The organism is Nocardioides sp. TF02-7, assembly GCF_022437945.1.
Taxonomy (GTDB): Bacteria; Actinomycetota; Actinomycetes; order Propionibacteriales; family Nocardioidaceae; genus Nocardioides.
Map to the genome: position 1 here is coordinate 782,611 of NZ_CP092535.1, position 18,806 is coordinate 801,416.

Consider the following 18,806-nt stretch of genomic DNA (forward strand, 5'->3'; position numbering starts at 1 on the left):
TGCGAGGTGTTCAGTTGTCGGTGCGGCGGGCTCAGCCCTGGCGCTGCTTGTGGCGCGGGTTCTCGCAGATCACCATGACGCGGCCGTGGCGACGGATCACCTTGCACTTGTCACAGATCGGCTTCACGCTCGGGTTGACCTTCATGTCAGCCCTTTCTCCTCTTGTCGGCTGCCACACGGGGGCGGAGCCCCCGTGTCGGGTTACTTGTAGCGGTAGACGATCCGGCCGCGGGAGAGGTCGTACGGCGAGAGCTCCACCACGACCCGGTCCTCGGGGAGGATCCGGATGTAGTGCTGGCGCATCTTGCCGCTGATGTGAGCGAGGACCTTGTGGCCGTTGCTCAGCTCCACGCGGAACATGGCGTTGGGAAGGGCCTCCACGACGGAGCCCTCCATCTCGATGACGCCTTCTTTCTTCGCCATGTCCTCACAATCTGGCTCGGGGGTGCTGTCTACCGGTGGCCCGGGAACCTCCGCCGCCGCCCGGGGGCGGTGCCGGTGGACCTCGTGCAGCCGTGTCGTGAGCCTCTCCCGGCGCACCGTGACCTACGCTGTCGGAACACAGCTCCTCCACGGTGACCGGGCAGCCGCGAGGCAGCACGACACAGACCCACGTTGGGCCGACATGCCAGTCTAGTCCGAGCGCCGTCCGATCCCCAACTCGGCGGAGCCGCGGGCAGCGGCCAGGGGCTACGCCGCGAGCAGCCGCAGTGTCTGCTCCCGCGCGGGCGCGGTCGCCGGGTCGGTGCCGACGCTCGCGCTGGCGACCGGGTTGACCATCACTTCGTCGACGTCGTACGCCGCGGCGAGGCGCCGCAGCTCGGCGCGGGCGGTCGCGGGGTCGCCGACCACCCACCGCTGCCGCATGGAGTCGATGACCTGCCGGTGACCGGGCGGCAGCCCCTCGGCGACGAGCTTCTCGGCTTCCTCGACCAGTGGCTGCGCCTGCATCGGCCGGCCGGTGCGGAGGTCGGCCATCTGCAGCAGCTGCGGAAGCGCGAGCCGCTCGGCCTCGGCGGTGGTGTCGGCGACCGCCGCGTTGACGGTGAGGAAGGTGCGCGGCTCGGTGAGCTCGGGCGAGGGCTGGAAGCCGGAGCGGTAGATCTCGAGGGCCTGCTCGGTGCCGGAGCCGGAGAAGTGGTGGGCGAAGACGTAGGGCAGGCCCTTCTCGGCGGCCAGCCGGGCCGAGTAGTCCGACGACCCCAGCAGCCACACCGTCGGGGAGGACGTGGCGGCCGGCGTGGCCCTCAGCAGGTGGGTGCGGCCGCGCAGCGCCAGCCCGACACCGCCCGGGTCCATCATGGCGAGCACGTCGTCGACGTACTGGGGGAAGCGGGCGACCGCCTCGTCGGTGACGCCTCCGGCGCCGTGCCGCAGCGCCCAGCTGGTGACCGGGTCGGAGCCGGGCGCCCGCCCGATCCCGAGGTCGATGCGGCCGGGGAAGGCCGCCTCGAGCAGCGCGAACTGCTCCGCGACGACGAGCGGCGCGTGGTTGGGCAGCATCACCCCGCCGGAGCCGACGCGGAGCCGCCGGGTGTGGGCGGCGACCATCCCGATCAGGACGGGCGGGTTGGTCGCGGCGACCGCAGCCATGTTGTGGTGCTCGGCCAGCCAGTAGCGCCGGTAGCCGAGGTCGTCGGCCGTCCGCGCCAGCGCGATCGTGGCGGCGAGCGCGTCGCCGGTGGCCTGGTCGGTGCGCACCGGCACCAGGTCGAGCACCGAGAGGGCAGGCAGGGACTGATCGGTGAGGGCGTCGTCGGTCATCACAGGGACAAGGCGCCGGCGCCGCCCGGCATTCCCGCCGCCGCCGACGGCGGCGGGAATGCCGTCGCCGCTAGCGGCGGCGGACGACGCGGAACGTCCAGGTCCTCACCGTGCGGTTGCCCGCGCGGTCGACCGCGACCACCTTCACCCGGTGCCGGCCGGGCCGGAGCCGGTTGCGCACCTGCGCGGTGACCCGGTCGCGCCGGTCGTCGTAGGTGATCTTCCGTCGCTTGCCGTCGACCAGGACCTTGATCCCCCTTGCGGGCCACGCCCCGGCCGCGGTCGCTGACCTTGGCGACTACCTTCGGCGTCCGGTCGGCCGTTCGGCCCTTGGGCGCCAGCGCCTTCACCTTGGGCTTCCACCGGTCCTTCGGCTCCGGCTCCGGTTCGGGCTCCTCCTCGCCAGTGACGCGGAAGTAGTCGAACGTGACGTCGCGGTCGGGCTGGTTGACGCCGAAGGCGGCCAGGCCGAACGACATGGCGGCCGTCGGGTGGGAGACCGTGGAGATGGTCTGCCAGTCGGCGCCGTCGAACGCAACCTCGCCGGTGTAGTCGGTGCCGACCTTCGTCAGCCGGAGGCGGTACGCCGACACGTTGGCCGGCGCTTCGACGTCCAGCTGCGGGTCCTGGATGTCCGAGCCGACCTCCGACCGCACCTCGACCCGGTTGATGCGGCCCTGGCCCTCGTCGGCGATCACCACGAGCTTGACGTAGTTGTCGGGGTCGCCGACGACCACGAGGCCGGCCTGCGAGTAGCCGGTGGTGAGCTCCGCAGCGGTGATCCGCGTCTCCAGGACGTAGTCCTCGGAGGTGTGGTCGGCCGACTGGAGGAACACGTTCCGCACCGCCGCCGGGTCGGCGTCCTGGTAGAACTCGCTCGGCGTCGTGGTGATCGTCAGCTGCCCGTCGGCCAGCTCGTAGAGCTCCGGGTCCTCCTGGAAGATCATGTTCCACCGGCAGGTGTCGATAGTCTCGCCGTCGAACTCGTCGCTCGGCTCGGCCTCGCCCGGGCACTCGGGCAGCACCTGCACCCCGACGCTCGCCGTGCGCGAGGCCCCCCGGGCGTCGGTCACCGTCAGCCGGGCGGTGTAGGTGCCGGCCTGCTGGTAGGTGTAGGTCGCCTCGAGCGTGTCCGCCGTGTCGTCGTCGGTGCCGGCGACGCCGAAGTCCCATGCGTAGGTGAGCTCGTCGCCGTCGGCGTCCTCGGCGGTGCCGGTGAACGCGACCTCGAGCGGCGCCTCGCCCCGCACCGGCGAGGCCGAGGCGGTCACGGTCGGGCGGGAGTTCTCCGAGACGCCGCGGCCGACCGCGTCGAAGAAGTTCACGTTGAACAGCCCGGTCTGGCCCGCGCTCGGGGCCTCGAAGACGAGGAACAGCTCGTGCGTGCCGGCCGAGCGGGCCGCCTCCGGCACCTCCATCTCGACCCAGCCCCAGTTCTGCCACCCGCCGGTCGGCGTCACCGGCACCGAGCCGACGAGCTCGCCGGTGGGCGAGTCGAAGCGCGCCTCGATCGTGCCGCCGACGCCGCCGGAGGAGACGCGGAACCGCAGCTTCTCCACGCCGGTCAGGTTCACCGGCGCGTAGGAGACGTGGTCGCCGTCGTCGATGAACGCCACGCTGCTCGCGCCGCCCTGCGGGTCGTTCACGGCCTCGAGCTGGACGCCCTGCTGGCTGGTGAAGTGCTCGGCCTGCTTGCGCTTGGGCTGCAGCACGACCTCGTCCTCGCCGGTCAGCGGCGCGACGCCCGAGCCGCCGTCGGTGTAGCGGACGTTGATCACGCCGAAGACGTTGGCCGACGCGTCGTGGCCTTCGTCGGCGACGGTCGGGAGCTGCACGTCGCAGCCCGTGGCCGAGCTCAGCGGGTGGCCGTGCGTGTCGTGGCCGAGCACGTACTCCACCCGCACGTCGGTGCAGTCGATCTCCTGCTCCTCCGGGTCCGTCACGTTTACGGTCACGTGCACGGTGTCGCCGAACTCGAAGAACCCGCCGTCGGGCGGCGTCTGGATCTCGACCGTCGGCCGGGTGTTGCCGACGGTCACCACCACGGTGGCGTTGCCGGTGCGGCCGGTGGTGTCGGTGACGGTCAGCCGGGCGTCGTACTGACCCTCCTCGGCGTAGGTGTGGGTCGGGTCCGGGGCGGTGGAGTCGGTGGTCCCGTCGCCGTCGAAGTCCCACGCGTAGGAGACGATCTCGTCGCCGGTGTCGGGGTCGGTCGAGCCCTCGCTGGAGAACTCCACCTCCAGCGGCGGCTGCCCGGAGTCCGGGGTCGCCGACGCCTCCGCGCGCGGTGCGCGGGTGCCGTCCTCGACGTAGTTGATCTTGTAGACCGCGGAGTTCTCGTTGCCGGTGAAGTAGCCGCCGTTGCCGTAGTCGAGGACGTAGAGCGACCCGTCGGGGCCGAACTCCATGTCGATGACGGCATAGAGCGTCGAGGACTCGAAGAACGGCCGGATGGCGGTGATGTCGCCCTCCGCGTCCATCGCGATGTCGCGGATCCAGCCGCGGGTCCACTCGCCGGCGAAGAAGTGGTTGTCGTAGTACTCCGGGAACTTCACGTCCGACGCGAGGTCGGCGTCGTAGTCGTAGACCGGGCCCGCCATCGGGCCCTCGCCCCCGCTCCCGAACTCGTCGGTGGTCTTGCCGTTGTAGGTGACGTTGCCGCCGTCATAGTGGATCCACGCCGGCTGGGCGGGCGGGAGCTCGGTCAGCCCGGTGTTGTTCGGCGAGTCGTTCACCGGGTTCGCACAGTCGAACCGGTCACCGGACTCGCCGGTGGCGAAGTCGTGGTCGACGTACGTCGTCTGCTCGGTGTTGGGCCCGGTGCAGTAGGGCCAGCCGAAGTTGCCGGCCTCGCGGACCTGGTCGAACTCCACGATCCCCTGCGGGCCGCGCTGCGGGTTCGCCGCGCCGGCGTCGGGGCCGTATTCGCCGACGTAGACGTAGCCGGTCTCCTTGTCGACCGTCATCCGGAACGGGTTGCGGAAGCCCATCGCGTAGATCTCGGGCCGCGTCTTCTCGTCCGGGTCGTCCGCCTCGGGGAACAGGTTGCCCTCGGGGACGGTGTAGACCGCCTCGGTCGGGTCCGGCGTGATCCGCAGGATCTTGCCCCCGCAGGTCGTTGGTGTTGGCCGACGTGCGCTGGGCGTCGTACGCCGGGTTGCGGTCGGCGCGCTCGTCGAGCGGTGCGTAGCCGTCCGAGGCGAACGGGTTGCTGTCGTCGCCGGTGGAGAGGTAGAGGTTGCCGTCGGCGTCGAAGTCGATCGCGCCGCCGGCGTGGCAGCAGATGCCCCGGTCGGCGTCGACACGGAGCAGCTCCTGCTCCGTGCTCAGGTCGAGGTCGTCGTCGACGAACCTCACGCGCGACAGGACGTTGTGGCCCTTCCACTGCTCGAAGGTGGCGGCGGTGCCGGTGTTGGGGGCGTCGCCGGCCGGGGTGTCGAGCGGAGGCGCGTAGTAGAGGTAGACCCAGCCGGTCTCCTCGAAGTCCGGCGACACCGCCAGGCTCTGCAGCCCGTCCTCGTCGTGCTGGTAGACCGGCACGGTCGCGATGTGCTGCGTGCCGCCCTCGAGGTCGGTGAGGAAGACCCGGCCGTCGCGGGCGTTGTGGAGCACCCGGCCGTCGGGCAGCACCGACAGGCTCATCGGCTCGCCCACCTTGTCGACACCCTTGGCCAGGGTGACCTGCTCGAAGTCGCTCTCGCTGGGCGGAAGCTCCGCGCAGCCGTCGGGCTCCTGGCCCGCGGCGTACTGGATGCCGCCGAGGAGGTGGAGGGTGAACAACGGGTCGCTGAACGACTGCTCGGTGTGGCCGCCGCCGGTGTACCAGCTGCGACCGCCGTTGAACTCGTGGTACCAGGCGATCGGGTGGTCGTCGTCGGTGGCGTTGCCGTCCTGCTCGTCGTAGGTGCTCTCGTCGAGCGTGGCGATCACGTTCACGTGGTCGCGCGGGCTGTAGTCCTCTCCCCCGCCGTTGACCACCGGGTCCTCCGGCGACTGGAAGTTGTACCACTCGTCGGTGCGGGTCCAGGTCGACGGCAGGAAGCAGCTCGACGCCGTCTCCGGGTCCTCCACCACCACGTCGGCCGCGGTGGTGCCCGGCGGGTGGTTCTTGAAGTAGGCCCCGACGAGGTCGCCGTACCACGGCCAGGTGTACTCGGTGTCGGACGCCGCGTGCACACCGACGTAGCCGCCGCCGGCCTGGACGTAGCGCTCGAAGGCGCCCTGCTGCGCGTCGTCGAGGACGTCGCCGGTCGTGGAGAGCCACACCACCGCCTCGTACTGCTCGAGGTTGGCGTCGGTGAAGGCGGCGGGGTCCTCGGTCGCGGTGACCGAGAAGCCGTGCTCCGCCCCGAGCTGCTCGACGGCGGCGATGCCCTCGTCGATCGAGCTGTGGCGGAAGCCCGCCGTCCTGGAGAAGACCAGGACGTCGTACGCCGGCTCGGCGGCCTGGGCGGCCTGGGCGGGCGCCGCCGGCGCCGCGGTGGTGGGTGCGGCCGGCACGAGCAGGGTGCCGGAGACGACACCCAACCCCGCGACGGCCGCGAGCAGTCGCTGGTGCATGTTCACTCCTCGTCGTCGTCGACAGTCGTGAGCCGGTGGCGGTGGGCTACCGCACGATGCGGAACCGCCAGACCTTGACCGTCCTGTTGCCGGCGCGGTCGACCGCGACGACCTTCACCCGGTGCCGGCCGGGCTGGAGCCGCTTGCGCACCTGCGCGGTGACCCGGTCGCGCCGCTCGTTGTAGGTGAACCGCTGCCGCTTGCCGTCGACCAGCACCTTGATGCCGCTGCGGGCCACCCCCTGCCGGCGTCGCGGACTATCGCGACCACCTTCGGGGTGCGGTCCTTGGTGCGGCCCTTCGGCGAGAGCGCGCGCACCGCCGGGCGCCGGTTGTCGGCCGGCGGCCCGGTGACCCGCACCCGCACGGTGTCGGTGACCTCGCTGCCCGACTCCGGGTCGGTGACCGTGACCCGGGCGGTGTAGGTGCCCCGCTTGCGGTAGCGGTGGTCGGGGTCGGGACCGGTGGCGGTGCCGCCGTCGCCGAACGTCCACGCGTACTCCAGGCCCCCGCAGGTCCGGCGCCAGGTCGACGCACCCGATCCGCAGCGCCGGGTTGTCCGGGTCGTGGATCACGATCGACAGCGCCTTCGCTCCGGCGCGCTGGGTGCTCTCCACCGTGACGGTGCCGCTCGCGCCGGACGCGTCGGTGGTGAACATCGGCCAGATCTCGTTGTCCTCCCCGAAGTTCTGCGACTCGTCGAACCGGAAGTGCGCGCCGCCGTCGTTGGACGAGCACGGCTCCTCGTGCACGTGCACCATGTGGTGGACCTCGGGCTTGAGACCCGTCACCTCCACCGTCGTCGTCGTGGCGCCACGGCTGCGCACCATGGTCGCCGTACCGGCGAGGTCGGGGTACGTCGTCGTGCCCGCGGCGAACGGCTGGAACTCACCGGAGGTGGTCACCTCGGTCGAGAACCGCACGTCGAGCGGCGCCTTGCCCTTCGCCGGCCGCGCGGAGGCCTCGATCTCGGGCATCGGCGTCTCCCCCGCCGCCCTCGGTCACCTCGATGTCGAGGGTGTCGGAGCCCTCGTTGCCCTCCGGGTCGGTGACCGTGAGCGTCGCGGTGTAGCTGCCGGGCTCCTGGTAGGTGTAGCCCTTGCGGCCCGGCCCGGTCGCGGTGTCCTCGTCGGTGCCCGGGACGCCGAAGTCCCACTCGTAGGTCAGGTCGCCGCCCTGCGCGTCGGTCGCACTGCCGATGAAGTTGACGTTGAGCGGGGCCGGTCCGGTGGTGTTGCTCGCTCCGAGCGTGACCACCGGAGCCTCACCGGTGACGGTGATCGGGAACTCCTCCTCGTAGACCCCGCCCTTGCCGTCGGAGACCGTCAGTGTCGCCGTGTAGTCGCCGGCCTCCTCGTAGAGCATGTGGGCGTGCGCCGCCGTCGAGGTGTCGGACGGCTCGTCCGACATCCCGAAGTCCCACAGGTAGGTCAGGTCGTCGCCGTCCGGGTCCTCGGCACGCGCCTCGAAGTGCACGTAGAGGGGAGCGGCGCCGCTGCGCGGGTCGACGAACGGGTCGGCCGTCGGCGGCCGGTTGCCCGGGACGTCGTCCTCCTCGACCACCACCGTGCCGGTCATGATGCTGCCGTGGATCGCGCACCAGTACTCGTAGACACCGGGTTCGGTGAAGGTCCACCGCACCGGCTCGCCGCCGGGCTCGCGGTACTGGGCGATGTCCCAGTTGTCGCTGCGGGCGGTGATGTCGTGGGCCATCGTGGCCTGGTCGAACTGCCACTCCACGGTGTCGCCGACCTCGACGTTGACCGTCGAGGTCCCGTTGTCCGCCGACACCCACCGGCTGGTGCCCTCGTCGACGGCGTCGACGACCCACGTCCGGGGACCGGGCTCCTCGTCGCCGGCGAACCGGAAGAAGTCGTAGTCGGCGACGACCGGCGACGCGTTGCCGCGCAGCGCCATCACACCCACGCGCGGTGAGCTGATCCCCGCCAGCGCCCGCGGGTCCCCGACCTGGGTGAACTCGTCACCGTCGGTGGAGTAGTAGCCGCGCAGGCTGGTGCCGTCGGAGGTGAGGCGCAGCCAGAACGTCGTCGGGAAGTCCGCCGGCAGGAACGGTCCGTCGAACGAGCCGCCCCCGGTGTGCCAGTCGCCCTCGAAGTCGAAGGTGTTGTTGGGGTCGCTGCTCTTGAGGAACTCGATCCACTCGTTGCCGCTGCCCTTGTTGACGAACATCAGCTTCGCGAAGCCGGAGCTCCCGCTGCCCGCGACCACCAGGCCCGCCTGCTGGCCGCCCTCGCTCGGGTCGAAGGTGAGCTTCGACGTCACCGTCCACTCACCGTCGGGCGCCGCCTGGGTGATGATGTTGGGCGCGTCGGCGTACTCGCCGGACCCGGCGGTCAGGTGCAGCGCGCCGTCGGAGACCGAGTACAGCGACGGGTCGGCCCGGCGCACCTGCCAGTTGCAGTTGTCGTCGAGCGCGTCGTCGTCGAACTCGTCCGACCGCCGGTCGTTGCACGGCTCGGGCTCCTCGACGTTGACCGCCGAGATCGCCAGGACGTGCAGTCGCTCCTCGTCGGGGAGCGTGATCGACGCCAGGTCCTTCTCCGGGTCGACCTCGAGGGTCTGGATGAACAGGTAGACCCGGGGACCGGTGTCGCCGGCGGGGTCGTGCCGGTGCTGCATGTTGACCGCGATCGACTCGCCGTACTTGGGCGTCTGGGCCCAGTCGGTGAACTTCAGCGGCAGCTGCTCGCTCGTGCCGTCGGTGTAGGTCACCGTGACCGGGGCGTCCACGTCACCGTGGTGGGCGGAGCCCAGCACCTTCAGCTGCTCGAAGCTGCCCGACGGGAGCGCGATCTCCTGGCCCGCCGCCTCGACGGTGTTGAGCTCGCCGTCGGCCGGGCTGGGGAACTCGAAGTCCACGCCGTCGAGCTCGACCGGCCCGCCGTTCTCCCGCACCGACGAGGGCAGCAGCTCCGCGGCGAACGACCAGCCGCCGTCGTCGAAGTTGCCGTCACTCGGGTTGGCGTGGGTGGAGATGCCGTCGTTGTTGAAGTGGGCGCTCAGGTCGGCGACCGGCCGGCAACGACCGTCGGCGAGCACCTGGACGGCCAGCGTGCGCACGCCGGTGTTGCCGTCGGGGTCGGTGACCGTCAGCCGCGCGGTGTAGTCGCCCGGCTCGGCGTAGGTGTACGACGGGCTCGGCTCGGTCGACGTGTCGTCGTCGGTGCCGTCGACGCCGAAGTCCCAGGCGTAGGTCACGTCCTGCCCCTGCGGGTCCACCGCGGAGCCGGTGAACGCCACCGTGAGCGGGGCGATGCCGCACCGCGGGACCGCGGTGGCGCTCGGCACCGGGTCGACGAGGACCGTGATCTCCTGCGTCGTCCGCGGCGCACCGCGGTTGCCCTCGCTGTCGACCGGGGTGACCGTCGCCCGGTAGGTGCCGCCCTCGGTGTACTCGTGGCTGATCGTGGCGCCGCCCGTCTCCTCGGTGCCGTCGCCGAAGTCCCACTCGTAGGTGATCTCGTCGCCCTGCCGGTCGATGCCCTCGGCCTCGAGGTCGACCGTCAGCGGAGCGGCGCCCCGGACGGGGTCGGCCGTCACCGTGTTGATGAACGGCTCGTCGACCTCCAGCTCCTGGATCTGGATGTTGCGGAAGGAGACCGTGTCGGCGTCACCGTGGTTCTGCAGGCCGACGTAGCCCTCGCTACCGCGTGAGCCGTCGGAGGTGTACTCGTTCACGACCTCGCCGTTGAGCAGCATCGTGTAGGTCTGCCCGACGACGCGGATCTCGTAGTCGTTCCACTCGCCGGTGGGCCGCGCGTTGCGCCGGTCCTCGCGGTCGAAGTTGTAGACCGAACCCGTCTTCTGCGGCTCGTCGTTCGGCTGGCCCTCCTTGATCTGGATCTCGTGGCCCTCGTCGACCGCCACCCACGGGTCGGTGCCCGGGTCGGGGAACCGGTGGAAGACGCCGGAGTTGTCGCCGTCGTCGGAGAGCCGGAACTGCAGCTTCATCGAGTAGTCCTCGAAGCTCTCCGCGGAGTACCAGAACAACCCGAGGCCACCGCGCGAGGTGAGCGTGCACTCCTCGACGTCGAACCCACCCGGACCGGCCTGCGACCAGCCCTCCGTGGTGGTGCCGTCGAACAGGAGCCGGTAGCCCTCGTCGGGCGTGGGTGCGGTCACGCACGGCCGGCGCACGGTCACCGGCACGGTCGCGCTGGTCGACTTGTCGGTGGCGTCGGTCGCCGTGACCGTCGCCGTGTAGCGGCCGGGCTCGGCGTACGTGTACGTCGCGTCCGCGGTGTCGGCGACGTCGTCGTCGGTGCCCTCGACCCCGAAGTCCCAGTGGTAGCTGATCTCGTCGCCGTCGCCGTCGACCGCCTCGGCCGAGAAGTCGACCTCGAGCGGCGCCTGGCCGTCGTTCGGCGTCGCCTCGGCGGACGTGATCGTCGGCGACACGTTGGCCGCGATGCCGCGGCCGGCGAACCGGACCTGGTCGAAGTTGATCTCGCCCGGACCGTCGTAGACGAAGTAGAGCGGACGGCCGCCCTCGTCGGCGTCGCGGGCGGTGATGTCGCCCCCGACGGTCTTGTAGAAGTACAGGCCCTGCGTGCCGCCGTCGAGCGGGACGTCGGCGACCACCGGCCCGTCGGGCGTGCCGGTGCGCAGCTCGATCGAGGCGCCCCCCGCCGGCGTTGCCGGAGTAGGTGAGGGACACGCCGGTCATGTTGAGCAGGCTCATCGGCTCGAAGCCGACCCAGTCGCCGTCACCCATGCCGGTGATGAGCGACCCGCCGCCGGGACGGGTGCCGCTCTTGTCGTCGTAGCCGGTCTGGCCGACGCCCGAGCGCAGCGACGCGTGCTCGGCCTGGCGGAGCTTGGGCTGGAGCGTGATGAAGTCCTGCCCGGTCAGCGGCGCGTTCGCGCCGCCGTTGGCGCCACGGTCGCTGTAGCTGGCGGAGATCACGCCGTAGGTGTTGGCGTCGGGGCCGTGGTCGGTCGACTCGGCCGTGGTCATCACGCCCTCGCAACCGTTGACGCTGAGGTTGGGGTGCACGTGCCCGTCGTGGCCGAGGCCCTCGGAGACGACGACCTTCGAGCAGTCGACGGTCTCCTCCGCGTCGGTCACGTCGACGTCGAACGCGATGTCGTCGCCGGAGTCGAAGAACCCGCCGTCGACGGGCAGCTGAATGTCGACCTTCGGCCGGGTGTTGCCGACGTTGACCGTCACCTGCGCGGTGGCGGACTTGCCGGTGCTGTCGGTGACCGTCAGCACGACGGCGTAGTCGCCCACCGCGTCGAACGTGTGCGTCGGGTCCGGCTCGGTGGAGTCGGCCGTCCCGTCCTCGTCGAAGTCCCAGGCGTAGGTGAGGTCGTCGCCGTCGGGGTCCTCGGTGCCCTCGCTCGAGAACGCGACCGTCAGCGGCGCCTCGCCCTCGGTGACGTCGGCCGACGCCTCGGCGGTCGGCGCGCGCCCGTCGACGGCGTAGTCGATGCGGACCAGCTTGGTGTCGGGCGAGCCGGAGAAGAACCCGGAGCCGTACTCGAGCACGTAGAGCGAGCCGTCGGCGCCGAACTCCATGTCACCGGGGGCGTAGAAGCCGCTCATGAAGTCGTTGATCGACTCGATGTTGCCGGACTCGTCCATCCGGACTTCCTTGATCCAGCCGCGGCTCATCTCCGCCATGAAGTACGAGCCCTCGTAGTACGCCGGGAACGCGGTGTCCTTGGCGGCGGTGTTGCGCGACTGCCGGTAGACCTGGCCGCCGATCGGGGTCGAGCCCTCGACCTCGGGGTACTTGAACGGCGCCGACGTGGAGTAGGGGGATCCAGGCGTCGGTCATCGGCGGCAGGTCGGTGAGGCCGGTGTTGTTGGGCGAGTCGTTGGTGTCGGCCATGCCGTCGGGGTCGTTGCACGGGAACCGCTTGGGCGTCCCGTCGGGGTTCTCCCGCCAGGTGTTCGCGACGAAGTCCCAGTCGACGTACGCCCCGCCGATCCCCTGCGCGGTCAGGTCGTCGCCGACCTCGCCGCCGCAGTAGGGCCAGCCGCCGTTCATCGGCTCGGTGGTGCGGTTGAACTCCTCCTGGTGCCGCGGACCGCGGTTGGGGTCGTTGGACCGCGCGTCGGGGCCGACCTCGCCCCAGTAGAGCGCGTCGGACTCCGGGTCGACGCCGAGCCGGTAGGGGGTTGCGCAGACCCATCACGTAGATCTCGGGGCGGGTCTTCGCCGGGTCCGCGTCGGGGTACCGCGCGGTCGGGTACTGACCGCCCTCGCCGAAGAGGTTGCCCTCCGGGATGTCGTAGGAGATGTCGTCGCCCGGCGTCGGGTCGATGTCGCCGTCGTCGTCGGCGCGGGGCAGGACCCGCAGGATCTTGCCGCGCAGGTCGTTGGTGTTGCCCGAGGACTTCTGCGCGTCGTAGTCGGAGCGGCCCGGCCGCTCGTCGTGCGGGGAGTAGCCGCCGTTGTCGGAGGACGACGTGTTGTCACCGGTGGAGAGGTGCAGGACGCCGTCGCTGTCGAACTGCAGCGAGCCGGCGGAGTGGCAGCAGATGTTGCGCTGGGTCGCGACCTCGAGGACCACCTTCTCCGAGCTCTTGTCGATGTAGAGCTGCCCGTCCTCGGACTCCTCGAGGGTGAGGCGCGACAGCCGGTTGCGGTTCAGCGACTCCGGGAGCGGCGCGTAGTAGACGTAGATCCAGCCGGTCTCCGCGAAGTCCGGCGACAGCGTGATGCCGAGGCCGCCGTCCTCGAGCCCGCTCCACACCCCGAGCTCCGGGTTGTTCATCACGACCTCGATCGCACCGCTGGTCGGGTCGTAGACCTGGATGTCGCCGGCGCGGGTGATGAAGAAGACCCGGCCGTCCTCGGCGACGGTGAGCTCCATGACCTCGCCCAGGTGCGTGCCCTGGCCGAGCACCACCTTCTGGAACTTGTCGAGGTCCGGCGGGTCCTCCGCCGCCGCTGCGACCGAGGTCGCCGGGTCGGCGGCCGCGGCGTCGGGCGCGGCTGCCGGTGCTGCCGGTGCCGCCGCCTCCTGCACTGCGGTCGCCGGGGCCGCCCCCAGGACTCCGGCGGCGAGTGCCAGTCCGAGAGCCGCCGCGACCATGCGAACCCGACCGAGCCTTGCGAGCATCCCGCTGCCTCCTGCACCTGGGGCGCTGTGGCCCCGTTCCCGAAACGACGCTGATGTGGCGTCCGTCACGTTGGCAGAAGACTTCTGTCGCCGTCAAGGCAAAAGTCGTCGGCGTCCCACCAAAACCTGTCGGACCCGCCGCAGAAGTCGACCCGGCTCATTCCGGCACGCAGAACGGCCCGACCCGGCTCATCCCGGCACGGAAAAACAGCGCGACCCGGCCCATTCCGGCACGCTAGAAGGCCCGACCCGGCTCATTCCGACAAGGCGCAGTGCGGAGATGGGCCGGGTCGGCGCTTTTGCGTGCGGAGATGAGCCGGGTCGGCGCATTATGCGTGCGGAGATGAGCCGGGTCGGCGCGTCACGCGTGCAGAGATGAGCCGGGTCGATCAGTCGTCGGTCGCGCTGCGGTAGGTCAGCCAGAGGCCGAGGGCGAGGACGAGCAGGCACAGGCCGCCGAGCACGCCCATGTCCATGACGTAGTGGTCGGCGCCGGGCTCGGCGATCCAGTCCGAGCCGCGCTCCGGCTCGAGCGCGGGCTGCAGGCCCATCGCGGAGGCGGACGCGGCGTAGGCCCACCGGGAGGGCGAGAGCCAGGCGATCTGCTCGAGCACCGGCCGGCCGGCGATGGCGAACAGCGAGCCGGAGAGCACCAGCTGCACCATGATCACCCCCACCAGGGTCGGCATCGTCTGCTCCGTGCTCGTGACGAGCGCCGAGAGCGCGAGGCCGAGGACGGCCATCGTGAACGCCAGCAGCGCGACGGCGAGCGCGACCCGCAACGTCCCGAGGTCGCCGTCGGCGCCGGGCAGCCCGACCGTGGCGATGAACGTGACCGCGAGGCCCTGGGCGAAGGCGGCGGAGCCGAGGACCAGCACCTTGCTGGCGAAGTAGATCCCGGGCGAGAGGCCGACGGCGTACTCACGCCGGAAGATCGGCCGCTCCCCCACCAGCTCGCGGATCGCGATCGCAGTGCCCATCAGGCAGGCCGCCACGATCAGCACGATCAGTCGCTGCGTCGACTCGCCCGCGTCGAAGAACTTGGCCACCACGTCCACCCCCCGCCTGGGGGTTGCGCGGCTCGCACGTCTCCGGGCCGGCGGAGCGGAACCCCTCCCGGCAGAACCGGCCCGCGGCGAGCGATAGGCCGTTGTCGCCGGGCACCAGCCTGCTCAGGCCGCCGAGGATCAACGGCAGGAGCAGCAGCATCCCGAGCAGGAGCCGGTCGGCGACCACCACGGCGGCGTTGCGCCGCACCAGCGTGGAGAGTTGCCGGCCCGCGGACTGCCGCGGCGGCGCAGGTACGCCGGCCGCCGGGGCCGACGGGATCCCGCCGGTGGCGCCGGCCTGGTCGGGCACCGGGATCCGCTGCCAGAGGTCCGGCTCGTCGAGCAGGTCGAAGACCTCGGGGGTAGTTGCGTGCGCCGAAGTGCGCGAGCACCCCTCCGGCGGCCCGAAGTAGGCGATCCGGCCGCCCGGGGCCAGCACCATGACGTCGTCGCAGACGTCGAGGGCGAGCACCGAGTGGGTGACCACCATGACGACCCGGCCGCCGTCGGCCAGCGACCGCAGCTGCTTCATCACCTCGAGGTCGAGCCCCGGGTCGAGCCCGGACGTCGGCTCGTCGAGGAAGAGCAGCGGCGGCGCCGTCAGGAGCTCGGTCGCGATCGACACCCGCTTCTTCTGGCCGCCGGAGAGCTGGGTGCCGATCCGGTTGTCGAGGCGCTCGGTCAGCTGCAGCTGCTGCGCGACGGCCAGCACCCGCGCCTCCTGCTCCTCGCGCGTGGTGTCGGGAGGGAGCCGCAGCTGCGCGGCGTACCGGAGCGCCTGGCGCACCTTCAGCTGCGGGTGCTGGATGTCCTGCTGCGGCACCAGGCCGATCTGGAACCGCAGCTGGTCGTAGTGCGCGTAGAGGTCGTGACCCTGCCAGATGACCCGACCGTGGGTGGCCGGCCGCAGGCCGGTCAGCGCACCGAGGAGCGTCGACTTGCCGGCGCCGGAGGGGCCGATGACGGCGGTCAGGCTCGACGGCTCGAGCTGGAAGGACGCGTTCTGGAGCAGCTGGCGGCCGTCGGGCAGCACGGTGGTCAGGCCGTCGGCGTAGAGGGTGAACTCGTGGGTCGTCGCCGACGCCAGCAGCTGTGTGCCGTCCCACCGGAACGTCTGGTTGCCGAAGATCACCTCGGCGCCGGCCTCGAGGGTCACCGCGCCCTGCACCCGGTGGCCGTTGACGAACGTGCCGTTGAAGCTGCCGAGGTCGTGGAGCACCGCCGCCCGCCCGGGCGCGCCCGGCTCGAGGCGCGCGTGCCGGCGGCTGACGAGCGGGTCGTCGAGGACCACGTCGTTGGTGTGCTCGCGACCGATCGTGAGCACCCGGCCGGCCTGCACCTGTTGCGGCAGGACGACGGAGGTGCCGTGCTGCAGCTGGCCGGGAGGTACGACGGCCTGCGGCTGCCAGGCGTCCTGCGGCCCCGCTCCCGCGGGCAGCTGCGGCGGCGGGAGGTGCTGCCACCAGTCCTGCGGCGGCTGGGCCGACGGGGCCGACGGGGCCGGCTGGGCCGACTGGGCCGGTGCCGGTGGCGGCACCGCCGGCGCCGCGGGCGCCGGTGCGGCGGGGACCGGCCGCGACGGCACGGGGCGGCTCCCCGCGCCCGGCACCGGGGCCGGCGCGTGCGGCACGGACAGCACCGTGACCACCACCGGTTCGCCGGCGGGGCCGCCGAGGTGGAGGCTCAGCGGGTTGGGCGGCACCGGCATCCGGGTGATCCGCCGCCCCTGCACGAACGTGCCGTTGGTGCTGGTGTCGACGACGACCCACGCGCCGGCCTCGCGCTGGAGCAGCGCGTGGTGGCGCGACGCCTGGCCGTCGCGCACGACGACGTCGCAGTCGGCCTCGCGGCCGATGACGACGCGGTCGCCGTCGAACGTCCTCGTCGTCCCCGCCCACTGCACCTGGAGGTGCGGCTGACCGCCGCGGGGGCCGCTCTGGTGGTTGCTCATGGGCCTCGTCGTGGCTCGGGGACGGACCCGAGCACCCTAGACGAGATCATCCCGCCGTACGTCGGATCCTCGCTCTTCGAGCGCGGCTTCATCCTCGCGACGGAGGCGCCACACGCTGGCGGCCGCGGTGAGGCCCAGGGTCACCAGGATGACGGCGAGGCTGAGCGTCGACGACACCTCCGGTACGTCGACCGGCCGGCCGCCGTTGACGAACGACAGCTCGTTCTCGTGCAGGGCGTGCAGCACCAGCTTGACGCCGATGAAGGCGAGGATGAAGGCGAGGCCGTAGGAGAGGTAGATCAGCCGCTCGAGCAGACCGCCGAGCAGGAAGTAGAGCTGGCGCAGGCCCATCAGGGCGAAGACGTTGGCGGTGAAGACCAGGTAGGGCTCCTGCGTGATGCCGAAGATCGCGGGGATCGAGTCGAGCGCGAACATGACGTCGGTCAGGCCGAGTGCGACGACCACGACCAGCATCGGCGACGCCACCCGGACGCCGTTGTCGCGCCACCACAGCCTCAGTCCGCGGTACTCGTCCGCGACGTTGAGGTGGCTGCGGGCGAAGCGCACGATGCGGCTGTCCTCGGGGTGCTCGTCCTCGTGGGTGGCGTGGTCCCTCACCAGCTTGATCGCCGTGACGACGAGGAACGCGCCGAACGCGTAGAAGACCCAGCTGAAGCTCTCGATCAGGGTGTAGCCGAGCGCGATGAAGACGCCCCGGAGCAGCAGCGCGAGCACGATGCCGACCATCAGCGCCTCCTGCTGGTACTTCCGCGGCACCTTCAGCGCGGCCATCAGCACGAGGAAGACGAAGAGGTTGTCGACGGAGAGGCTCTTCTCCACGAGGAAGCCGGTGACGAAGTCGACGCCGTGGCCCTGGCCGTGGGCGAGCACGACCCACCCGCCGAAGGCGAGTGCCGCCCCGGTGTAGGCGGCGAACGCGATCGCGCACTCCCCGCATCGTCGGTTCGTGCGGGTCACGGGCGATGACGACGAGGTCGATCACGATCACCCCGACGGTGACGGCGAGGGTGATGGTCCATTCCAGGGTCGAGACGTCCACGGGGTTCCTCCGGCTTCGGGCTGGCTGACGCGGCCCGAGGTCTCTTCCGGTACGGCGACCCGCGGCTCCGGCCCGGCCAGCGCCGGGCGTGATGACGAAAGCACGCGCGGAGGAATACTCCCCTCGTGGTGACACCATCGTGCCACACCGGCGGTGAGCCGCGGCGTGGGCTCAGGCCAGGCCGGTGACCCGCATCATCGTCCCGAGCTTGGCGCCGGTCTCGAGCACCTCGAGCTCGGGGTCGGAGCCGGCCACGATGCCCGCGCCGGCGAACAGCCGGAGCCGGGCGCCGTCGATCACCGCGGCGCGGATGGTGATCGCGAAGACGCCGTCGCCGGAGCCGTCGACCCAGCCGACGCAACCGGCGAAGTAGTCGCGCAGGTCGCCCTCGAGGTCGGCGATCGCCTCCGCCGCGGCGGCGGCCGGCACCCCGCCCACGGCGGGGGTCGGGTGCAGCATCTGGGCCAGCCTGAGGGCGCTCGGGCCCGACGCCGGGGCCTCCAGCCGGGCCGTGATCGGCGAGGCGAGGTGCCACAGGGTGTCGGTCGACAGCAGCGTGGGTGCGGCCGGCGGCTCCATCGTCGACGCACACCTCCTTGAGCGCGCTCACGATGGCGTCGACGACGAACGCGTGCTCGGCGAGGTCCTTCTCGGACGCGCGGAGGCCGGCCGCCCGGCGCTCGTCCTCGGCCGGGTCGGCCGCCCGGGGCACCGAGCCGGCCAGAGGGGTGCAGGCGATCCGGTCGCCCTCGCGGCTGACGAGCAGCTCCGGGCTGGCGCCGACCAGGAGCGGTCCGTCCTCCAGGCTCGCGGTGAGCGGGACCGAGAAGACGTAGCGGCCGGGCCGGGTCTGCAGCAGCCGGTCGATGACGTCGGCGGGCTCCAGCGGCGGGTCGCTCGTCACGTCGACGCAGCGGCCGAGGACGACCTTGCGCACCACGCCGGCCTCGATCTTGTCGAGCACCGCCCGCACCATCCCGGCGTACTCGTCGGCCGTCGGGAACTCACGAACCTCGTAGGTGCGGTCGCGGACCGGGAGGCCCGGACCGACGAGCGGCCGCTCGGAGCCGACCACCTGGTGCATGATCCCCGGCGCGCCGGCGGCGAAGGACAGCGCGCCGATCGCCCGCTCCCCCGGCGCCAGCGCGGCCACCACGTCGTCGGCCCACGCCTCGTCGGCGCCGTCGGGCGTGGTCCAGGTGCGCAGCACCCGGTCGGCCAGGTAGGCGTCGTCGCCGGAAGCGAGGAGCAGCGGCCGCCGCGGCATCGAGGTCACACCCCCATCGTAAGCAACGCGCCTGCCGGCCCCGCATCGCGACCGGTCCCGG

General features: G+C 71.7%; 11 protein-coding genes and 2 pseudogenes. All 13 read right to left on the reverse strand.

All coding sequences use genetic code 11. From position 1 onward, the window contains the following. Positions 1-31 precede the first annotated feature (31 nt). The gene (gene rpmJ / locus MF408_RS04000; protein WP_004008316.1) at positions 32-145 is read right to left on the reverse strand and encodes a 50S ribosomal protein L36; all 114 of its coding nucleotides are present in this window, start codon (positions 143-145) and stop codon (positions 32-34) included. A 56-nt stretch (positions 146-201) separates the two neighbouring features. Then, on the reverse strand, positions 202-423 hold the full coding sequence (infA, locus tag MF408_RS04005; RefSeq protein ID WP_028656368.1) for a translation initiation factor IF-1: 222 nt from the start codon (positions 421-423) through the stop codon (positions 202-204). Between the two features lie 267 nt (positions 424-690). Beyond that, positions 691-1,764: an LLM class flavin-dependent oxidoreductase gene (locus tag MF408_RS04010; RefSeq protein WP_240250352.1), complete on the reverse strand. Its 1,074-nt coding sequence runs from the start codon at positions 1,762-1,764 to the stop codon at positions 691-693. Next, positions 1,764-5,069: a PKD domain-containing protein gene (locus MF408_RS04015; protein ID WP_275693340.1), complete on the reverse strand. Its 3,306-nt coding sequence runs from the start codon at positions 5,067-5,069 to the stop codon at positions 1,764-1,766. Before MF408_RS04015 ends, MF408_RS04010 begins: the two co-directional genes overlap by 1 nt. Further along, positions 4,984-6,324: pseudogene (locus tag MF408_RS04020) on the reverse strand (ThuA domain-containing protein); the annotation flags it as partial. The pseudogene MF408_RS04020 and the gene MF408_RS04015, both read right to left, overlap by 86 nt. Positions 6,325-6,438: 114 nt before the next feature. Next, on the reverse strand, positions 6,439-6,828 hold the full coding sequence (locus MF408_RS04025) for a PKD domain-containing protein (RefSeq protein WP_240251642.1): 390 nt from the start codon (positions 6,826-6,828) through the stop codon (positions 6,439-6,441). Between the two features lie 383 nt (positions 6,829-7,211). Then, the gene (locus tag MF408_RS04030) at positions 7,212-10,925 is read right to left on the reverse strand and encodes a PKD domain-containing protein (protein ID WP_345893840.1); all 3,714 of its coding nucleotides are present in this window, start codon (positions 10,923-10,925) and stop codon (positions 7,212-7,214) included. 586 nt (positions 10,926-11,511) lie between these two features. Further along, positions 11,512-11,970 (reverse strand): annotated as a pseudogene (locus tag MF408_RS04035) (PKD domain-containing protein); the annotation flags it as partial. Beyond that, positions 11,958-13,391 carry a PQQ-dependent sugar dehydrogenase gene (locus MF408_RS04040; protein WP_240250354.1) on the reverse strand — a complete coding sequence of 478 codons (1,434 nt, stop codon included), beginning with the start codon at positions 13,389-13,391 and terminating at the stop codon, positions 11,958-11,960. The pseudogene MF408_RS04035 and the gene MF408_RS04040, both read right to left, overlap by 13 nt. Before the next feature lie 416 nt (positions 13,392-13,807). Continuing rightward, entirely contained in the window at positions 13,808-14,398 is a 591-nt protein-coding gene (locus tag MF408_RS04045) for an ABC transporter permease (protein WP_240250355.1), read from the reverse strand. Next, positions 14,340-16,418 carry an FHA domain-containing protein gene (locus tag MF408_RS04050; RefSeq protein WP_240250356.1) on the reverse strand — a complete coding sequence of 693 codons (2,079 nt, stop codon included), beginning with the start codon at positions 16,416-16,418 and terminating at the stop codon, positions 14,340-14,342. Before MF408_RS04050 ends, MF408_RS04045 begins: the two co-directional genes overlap by 59 nt. Positions 16,419-16,454: 36 nt before the next feature. Then, entirely contained in the window at positions 16,455-17,396 is a 942-nt protein-coding gene (locus MF408_RS04055) for a TerC/Alx family metal homeostasis membrane protein (RefSeq protein ID WP_240250357.1), read from the reverse strand. Further along, on the reverse strand, positions 17,393-18,754 hold the full coding sequence (locus tag MF408_RS04060; RefSeq protein WP_345893841.1) for a chorismate-binding protein: 1,362 nt from the start codon (positions 18,752-18,754) through the stop codon (positions 17,393-17,395). Before MF408_RS04060 ends, MF408_RS04055 begins: the two co-directional genes overlap by 4 nt. Positions 18,755-18,806: the final 52 nt, after the last annotated feature.

Coding starts and splice junctions, on each gene's coding strand:
- rpmJ (WP_004008316.1), bottom strand. CDS start 145: ATGAAGGTCAACCCGAGCGTGAAGCCGATCTGTGACAAGTGCAAGGTG.
- infA (WP_028656368.1), bottom strand. CDS start 423: ATGGCGAAGAAAGAAGGCGTCATCGAGATGGAGGGCTCCGTCGTGGAG.
- MF408_RS04010 (WP_240250352.1), bottom strand. CDS start 1,764: ATGACCGACGACGCCCTCACCGATCAGTCCCTGCCTGCCCTCTCGGTG.
- MF408_RS04040 (WP_240250354.1), bottom strand. CDS start 13,391: ATGGTCGCGGCGGCTCTCGGACTGGCACTCGCCGCCGGAGTCCTGGGG.
- MF408_RS04045 (WP_240250355.1), bottom strand. CDS start 14,398: ATGGGCACTGCGATCGCGATCCGCGAGCTGGTGGGGGAGCGGCCGATC.
- MF408_RS04050 (WP_240250356.1), bottom strand. CDS start 16,418: ATGAGCAACCACCAGAGCGGCCCCCGCGGCGGTCAGCCGCACCTCCAG.